The organism is Actinospica durhamensis (assembly GCF_018139695.1).
Taxonomy (GTDB): domain Bacteria; phylum Actinomycetota; class Actinomycetes; order Streptomycetales; family Catenulisporaceae; genus Actinospica; species Actinospica durhamensis.
This window is the reverse complement of sequence record NZ_JAGSOG010000398.1, coordinates 1-5801: the sequence shown is the minus strand read 5'-3', so window position 1 is coordinate 5801 and position 5801 is coordinate 1. Positions and strand designations below refer to the sequence as shown.

Below are 5801 nucleotides of genomic sequence, written 5' to 3'. Positions count from 1 at the left end.
CCACCACCCCATGCACCCCATGCGCCAACGCCTCGCCGGACTCGGCGTCACCGAAGCCGAAAACCTCGCCGCGCTCCGCCACGGCCACCCCGTCCGCATCGCGGGCCTCGTCACCCACCGCCAACGCCCGCCCACGGCCAACGGAATCTGCTTCCTCAACCTCGAAGACCCCACCGGCATGATCAACGTCATCGTCCCCGCCAAAACCTGGGCCGCCCTCGACCGCCGCACCCGCTACGCCGGAGCCCTCCTCATCCACGGCACCGTCGAATCCAAGGACGGATCCGTCAACGTCCTGGCCGGACGCCTCAGCCCGATCGTCATCGGAGGCGCGCCGGACCGGAGCCGTTCGTTCCGTTAGGTTGGAAGCGCTGACACCCCAGGCGTATGTTCATAGCTCACGACGACGAAAGGACAGGCCGTGTGGGGGCGCATCTTCCGGGTGCTGGGCATGGCGATCCTCGCCGCCGTGCCGGTGCTCGGACTGAGCATGGCGGTGCACGGGGCCACGTCGTACGCGACAGATCAACCGCTGTCCGCGCAGTTCGCCGCAAACGACCCGGCGGTCCAGACCGTGCTCGAGACGGTGCTCGAAACCGACCTCGGCAAGTCGGACACCGGCGTGTGGGCCAGCGGGTTTCCCAAGATGGTCTTCGACGCCTCGAACGCCGCGGCCCGCGGGCTCTCATCCGGCGATAAGGTGGACGTCCTGGTGTGGCGCGGCGGGGCCGAGGGAGTCGAGATCGACGGCTCGGCCGCATACGCGAACGGCTCGACGCCGCTCAGGCCGATCACCGACGTCGCACTCGGCTGCTTCGGCCTGTTCCTGTTCTGCCTCGGCGGCTTCCCGGCCGTGCACATCGCCCTCGCCCGCCTCGGCGTCAGCGCACGCATACGCACGATCACCGACACGGCGATCTTCACGTTCGGAGTCGCCTGCGGCATCTACGCGATCGGCACGTACACCGCGACGAGCCTGCGCGGTGGCCTCTACGCGAACGCGGGAGTCCTCGCTGTGATCCTGATCGGCTACGTCTGGTTCGTCGTCAGGCGCTGGATGAAGCAACGCGCCGCAGACGCCGAATACGCGGACGAGATCGAGCCCCAGATCGAGGACCAGCGGCCACTCAAGTGAGCCCCGGGCGGCTGACGCGGGGCGGCAGGGCCGTCAGCGGTCGCCGACGGCCCTGCTTGTTAGGTAACTGCTTTACAGCCCCGGCCAGGCCGGGAAGGTGCTGCAGCTCGGGACGCTGCCGGTGCCGGTCACGTTCGTGACGGTGACGTCGGTGCCGGTGGGGGAGATGTTGGAGTTGGCGTCCGGGCTACCGGTCTCGGTGTGTCAGGGCTCAGTGTGCAGGCGGTGCGGGTCGTCTGCCGGTCTTCTGCCGGTCTCAGGTAGCGATCATGAACTCGTCGACGGACAGTGCGCGGTTGACGATGCGGACGTCGCCGATGAAGCCGTGGAAGATCTGGTTGATGCTTCCGTTGTATTCGTATCCGCCGAGCGCCCAGGGCAGGCCCAGGGTCGTGATGCCGATCGACTCGCGCAGGGTCGGGTTGTCGACGGTGGGGCAGCCCTGCAGGTACATCACGGTGTGCTTGCCGTCGTTGACGATCGCGACGTGCCACCATTCGTCTTCGAACAGGGTCTGCCCCCAGTTCGTCGAGGGGAAGGTCGCGTTCGTCGGGTAGCAGTTCCACTGCGGCTCGCGGTCGCCGGAGAAGCTGAGGGTGGCGACCGGCTCGTCCGGGTCGGTGTTTTCCCCGGTCTTGCCCGCCTGGCTGGCCTCGCCCCAGCGGCTGAGCGCCGACATCCACGAGTTGTTGCTTGCGTCCCAGTCCAGCGGGATGTTGAAGAACAGCTCGATGGTGTAGCCCTTGGTGAACGTCTCCGTGTTGAGCGGGGCGTTCGCGCCGGTGGTGAAGTACGCGCCGTGCAGCGGGTTCTGGCCGCCGGCGAAGGAGAGGCTGCCGTGGCCGGGCTGGTCGGGGTGGTGCTGGGTGGACCAGGTCAGCGCGTCGGCGGCGCTGCCCGGCACCGTCACCAGGGTGCTGAGGTCGTTGCCGTGGCCGGACTGGTCCTTGATGGTGGTCCCGGCGGCGACCGCGCTGCCGTCCGCCTGTCCGGTGTCGAAGCGCCAGTAGGCGAGCGTTCCGGGAACCAGCATCCGCTTCGCGGGCCGGCTCGGCCGGCTCGGGACGGGGGCGAAGGAGGCGAAGCGCTCGTCGAAGTTCATCGGGATGGAGAAGTAGTCCACCGCCGAGGTGAGTTCGGCGTCCTGGGCGGCCAGGACGTTGCGCTCCTCAGGCTTCTGCGCGAGGATCCAGGGCGAGATCGTCTCGACGTCGATGGTGTCGCGGCTCAGGTCGAAGTGGTAGAGCCGGAGCATGCCGCCACCGCCGAAGTACCGGTTCTGGTAGTTCGTGATGTGCACGTACACGTCGTGGCCGGCGGCGTTCTGCATGGTGGTGCGCCCGGGCGGCCAGTAGTGCCCGTTGAGCGTCAGGAAGACCTGGTCGTTGTCTTTGATGATGTTGTCCCAGACGGTCTGGCCGTAGCTGGAGAGCGAGGCGTTGTCCTCCGGGTCGCCCGCCTGGTACGGGTAGACGTTGTCGTCGTACGGGGTGCCCGCGATCTCGTGGGTGGTGAGGATCACCGGGAGCGTCGGGTGGGCCTTGATGACGGCGTTGGCCCAGTCGAATCCGGCCGTCGAGGTGCGCCAGTCGAGGGCGAGCAGCAGCCATTCGCGGCCGGCGGCACGGAACACGTGCGCGGTGTTGTAGCCGCTGGAGTCGGCGGACAGGAACGTCGGCGACTTCGAATACCGCTGCGGACCCATGGTCTGCAGGTACGGCGTCGTGCCGCGGGTGTCGTCGCCGCTGACATCGTGGTTGCCGGCCAGCACGCTGTAGGCGACGCCAGCCTCGTCCAGGATGTCATAGGTCTGGCCCACGTACTTGAACGAGACGGGGTCGCCGTCCTCGGTCAGGTCGCCGAGGTGCGCGAGGAAGACGATGTTGTCGTCCGAGGCGGTACCGCTGTTCTCGATGACGTAGCGGAAGGAGGCCGCCTGCGGGTCGGGGTTCACGCTGCCCTGCGAGCCCCAGTACAGGAACTGGGTGTCGGGCATGACCGCGAGGGTGAACCGGAGGCTCTCGGTGTCGGGATTCCAGCGCCCGCGTGAGGCGGAGGCGGCGGCGGAAGCCGGGGCGGTGGAGGCGGATGCCGCGCCTGCGGTGAGCGGGCCGAGCGCGACGGCGCCGGCGCCGGCGAGCCCGGCGTTACGCAGGAAGGAGCGCCGGTCGGCGCCCTTCGCGGCTGAGGTGTGTTCGCAGGAGCCGGAGCCCCCGAATATCTCTCTACACACGTCGTTGATCCCCTTGAGCACAGTAGACGATCTTGATCGCCTCAGGCTACGCTCGCGCACGGCCGCCCCGGGCGAACGGGAGGCAACGGGCTGAGAACGACTTCCCGGCCGTTGGGGGAAGCGGAATCCGGGAACTCGAGCCCGTTGATGCGCCGTCGTCTTTGGATCGTGTCGTTCGGCACGTGTCCGGTGAACGGCCCGATTCGAGGCCGCCCATCTCGAGGCCGCCCATCACTTCACGAAGAGGGCCGCCATGACCGACCTCACTACCGCATTCCAGCGGGACAGCGGGACGCATGGGGAGACCCGTGCTTGCCAGGCCACGCTCGGCTTCACGGCCTGTTGCCGGCGCGTCCGTACGCCGACCGCGAGCTGTGGTGCACCGGCTGCTGGAACCGCTTGAGCGAGTTCGAGCGCTTTCACCTGATCTTCCGTCTAAGGCCCTTCGTCCGCAGCAGGGCTCCCTCGGACACCTCGACCATCTCGTACACCTACAACGGCTACCTCTCCACGCTGGCCGAGATCAAGACCTACGGCTCGACCGGCGCGGGCGCAGGGCCGCCGGCGACTGCCGACGGCCCTGCTTGATCGGGTAACTACTGCTTTACAGCCCCGGCCAGGCCGGGAAGGTGCTGCAGCTCGGGACGCTGCCGGTGCCGGTCACGTTCGTGACGGTGACGTCGGTGCCAGTGGGGGTGATGTTGGAGTTGTACATGTTGATGTTCGCGTATTCGGCGGTGACCTTGGTGGAGTCGAGGTCTACGTTCTCCAGGGTCAAGCCCAACATGTGCGAGCTGTCATAGCCGTCGAGAGTGGACTTTCCGTCCGAGGACGAAACGGACTTCAGGCCATTGATGGTGATGCTGTCGAAACTCGGGATCGAGGTGCCGTTGCCGCTGAGATACTGCGGGTCGAGCAGGATCAGGTGTTCGACGCTGGCTTCGCAGGTGTTGAGGAAACTCACGTTCGTGACGGTGCCGCCGAAAGTCGAGTCGCTCTTGACGCGCACGCCGTTGTTGCTGGACGCGGTGTCGCCGTGAATGTCGGTGCCGCCGTGGATGTAGTTGCCGGAGAAGGTGACGTCGCTGATCCCGCCGTTGGTCTGGCTGCCCACGGACATGCCGTGGATACCCCAGAAGCTGGTGTTGCTGATGGTGACGCCGCTTGCCGGGCCGCCGGCGTCGGACTTGACCGCGATGCCGTCGTCACCGGTGTTGATGAAGCTGTCGGTGATCAGGACGTTGCTGGCGCTGTCCGGGTCGAAGCCGTCGGTGTTGCGCGCGGTGTCCGGGTTGTCGATGCGCACGCCCCAGGCCGTGAAGCCGCTGCCGCCGTCCAGCAGGACGTTGAACATCGGCGAGTTGGTCAGGCTGATGTGGTACATCGTGTCGTCCGTGCCGCCGAAGACCGTGATCAGCTTCGGGTTCTCCTGCTGCGTCGTGGTCTTGTCGTGCGCGGACTCGGCCAGTGACCACCAGGTGGTGCTCGAGTTGAGCATGTCCTGGTCGCCGCGGCCGTCGATCAGGCCCTGGCTGCCGGAGCTGCTCTGGGTGCCCATGATGCCGGAGTCGTTGCCGCGCACCGAGATGAACGGCACGCACCCGGTGGCGGTGCCCAGCGTGCTGCCGTCCGAGGCGCCGAGGGTGCCGCAGGTCGGCTGGCCCGAGACCTGGTAATCGGCCGGGTTACGCGAGGCGTAGAGCGTGACGCCGGTGTCGACCAGGAGTACTTCGCCGCTGTTGATCGTCAGCGGCGCCGAAAGGAACGCCGCGTCCGCGCCGGAAACCTGGAGCTCGACCGCCTTGTCGGTGCCCGTGCAGCTGTTGAGCGCCGCCTGGATCCGCGCGGTGTCCGGCGGCGCGGCCTCCTGCGCACTGGTGAACAGCTCATTGCTCGGGTTCGCCAGCTGCGCCGCCACCGTCGTGCACGTCGCCGGCACGCTCGGCTGCCCGGGCTGCGGCGTCGTCACCGTGGCACTGGGCGACGCGGAAGCGCTGGCGGACGCCGACGCGCTGGCCGAAGCGGACGCGGATGCCGAGGTCGTCGGCACGGTCCCGCCTGCGGTCAGGTTCCAGGACTTGGTGCTGGTGGAGTCGCAGCTGTTCTGCACGACGAGGGTGCCCGCCGTGGTCGCGTTCCCGCTGGCATTGACGCATTTACTGCTATTGACGTTGACGATCTGGTAGCTGCTGGTCCCTGCCGTCAGGGTCCATTCCTGGCTGGTGGCGCCGGTGCACGTCTGCTGTTGGACGGCCTTGCCGGCACTGGTGGACGCTCCGGCGATGCCGAGACAGAGTCCTGACGAGGCCGAGGTGATGGTGTATCCGGTGGTCGCGGTGGCCAGGGTCCAGGTCTGGTTGCTCGCTCCGGTGCAGGTCTGGAGGTCGAGTTGGGTGCCGGTGGCGGTGCTGGAGCCGGGCAGGTCCAGGCACA

General features: G+C 67.7%; 5 protein-coding genes. 3 read left to right on the top strand and 2 right to left on the bottom strand.

Features of this window, described 5'->3' with window-relative positions:
• Both KDL01_RS38505 and KDL01_RS38500 read left to right on the top strand, forming a co-directional pair.
• Positions 1-361, top strand: a 361-nt coding sequence (locus KDL01_RS38505) for an OB-fold nucleic acid binding domain-containing protein (RefSeq protein ID WP_368861738.1), incomplete at its 5' end; no start/stop codon positions are given.
• Between the two features lie 60 nt (positions 362-421).
• The gene (locus tag KDL01_RS38500) at positions 422-1135 is read left to right on the top strand and encodes a hypothetical protein (protein ID WP_212533661.1); all 714 of its coding nucleotides are present in this window, start codon (positions 422-424) and stop codon (positions 1133-1135) included.
• Positions 1136-1391: 256 nt separating this feature from the next.
• On the opposite strand, the gene KDL01_RS38495 is transcribed toward KDL01_RS38500, so the two are convergent.
• Positions 1392-3368, bottom strand: a complete 1977-nt coding sequence (locus tag KDL01_RS38495; protein WP_212533660.1) for a LamG-like jellyroll fold domain-containing protein — start codon at positions 3366-3368, stop codon at positions 1392-1394.
• A gap of 312 nt (positions 3369-3680) precedes the next feature.
• Between KDL01_RS38495 and KDL01_RS38490 the strand changes: the two genes are divergently transcribed.
• Positions 3681-3956 (top strand): hypothetical protein, encoded by a 276-nt coding sequence (locus KDL01_RS38490; protein ID WP_212533659.1) that lies wholly within the window; start codon positions 3681-3683, stop codon positions 3954-3956.
• A 16-nt stretch (positions 3957-3972) separates the two neighbouring features.
• On the opposite strand, the gene KDL01_RS38485 is transcribed toward KDL01_RS38490, so the two are convergent.
• The coding region (locus KDL01_RS38485; protein WP_212533658.1) for a glycosyl hydrolase family 28 protein at positions 3973-5801 on the bottom strand (1829 nt) is incomplete at its 5' end.